Raw genomic sequence first — 1,401 nt, 5'->3', positions numbered from 1 at the left:
CGTGTTGACTCATCTAAAGTGCGCGCGAAATGGGGCGCATGCCTCATTTGAGAAGTGCACGCGAAATCTCTGGCGCATGACCGGGCACCTTGGTGTGCTGGAGGGATGGGTTATGGGTTGACATTGTCTGCGCGCCGAGAAATCACCAAGAAGGAAGCGACCGCCTACGCGAGGGCTTCGAAGAAGGCCAAAGGGGTGATCCTTGACCGGATCCAAGTCGAGATCGGTTGGTCCCGACAGAACGCCCGGCGGCAACTAAACAACGCGCTGAAACGCCACGGGAGGGCCTCAGCGGTGAAGCGCAAGCCCCGCTCACGGACCTACGGCTTTGACACCGTCAAGGTGCTGCAGCGAATCTGGCTGGTCGCTGACCGCCCGTGCGGCAAGTATCTGGCCACTGTCATGGCCACGACGTTGGACAATATGGAGGCCCACGCTGCTTCCGGGGCATTCGGCCCGGTACGCGGACGCTACACGCCCGTGGTGCGCGAGCAGCTGCTGGGTATCAGCCCGGCGACGATCGACAGGATTTTGAAGCCCTACAAAGCCCAGCTGCAACCCGACGGGATCTCCACCACCCACTCAACGAAGAACCAATACCGCCAAGCGATTCCCATCATGACTCGCATCCCGGCCATCGATCGGCAACCGGGGTTGGTGGCCATCGACACCGTCGCGCACTGCGGACTCACCGCCAAGGGCGAATACGCCTTCACCCTCACCGTCACCGACACCTTCACCGGATGGACGGCGAACCGCTCGGTGAAGAACAAAGCCTCGAAGTGGATCGTTCTGGCCCTGGAAGAGATACGTGCAGAGTTTCCCTTTCCGATCGATCACGCCCATACGGACAATGGGTCTGAATTTCTCAACTATGCGGTCACCACGTGGGCCAATGCACACGATATCCAGATGACCCGCTCCAGGCCCCACCATTCGAACGATAATCCTTTTGTCGAGCAGAAAAACGGTGACATCGTGCGGCGTAATGCCTTCAACTACCGCTACGACACCCCGACGGAGCTGGCCCTGCTGCATCGTTTGTGGCCGCTGGTGAACCTGCGTAAGAACCTGTTCCTACCTACGATGAAAGCCACCGGCTACCGGCTTAGCGCCACCGGCCGGCACGTCCGGGATTACGATGCCCCGCGCATCCCGGCGGACCGCGTCAAGGACACCGGGATCATGCTGCCAACCGAACGCCAACGTTTGGAAGAGAGCTATGCAGGGACGGACTTGGCGCAAATGACCAAGGAAATCAATGGCATCCAACAAGAACTCATACGGCTAGCCGCCCTGAAAACCCAGTCCCAGACTCGAATCGCATGACCCGATTTCGCGTGCATTTTTGGTGAGGCATGCGGTAGTCATTTGGCGTGCACCTTGACATGAGGCACTACG

Annotated in this window: 1 protein-coding gene; it reads left to right on the top strand. The window is 59.5% G+C overall.

The annotated features are described in order from the left end of the window. Nucleotides 1-117 precede the first annotated feature (117 nt). A complete protein-coding gene (locus ABEA12_RS15065; RefSeq protein ID WP_210100879.1) occupies nucleotides 118-1,329 on the top strand; it encodes a DDE-type integrase/transposase/recombinase in 1,212 nt (403 codons plus the stop codon). Nucleotides 1,330-1,401: the final 72 nt, after the last annotated feature.

Source organism: Paeniglutamicibacter antarcticus (assembly GCF_039544305.1).
Taxonomy (GTDB): Bacteria; Actinomycetota; Actinomycetes; order Actinomycetales; family Micrococcaceae; genus Paeniglutamicibacter; species Paeniglutamicibacter antarcticus_C.
This window is presented reverse-complemented; position numbering and strand designations above follow the sequence as displayed.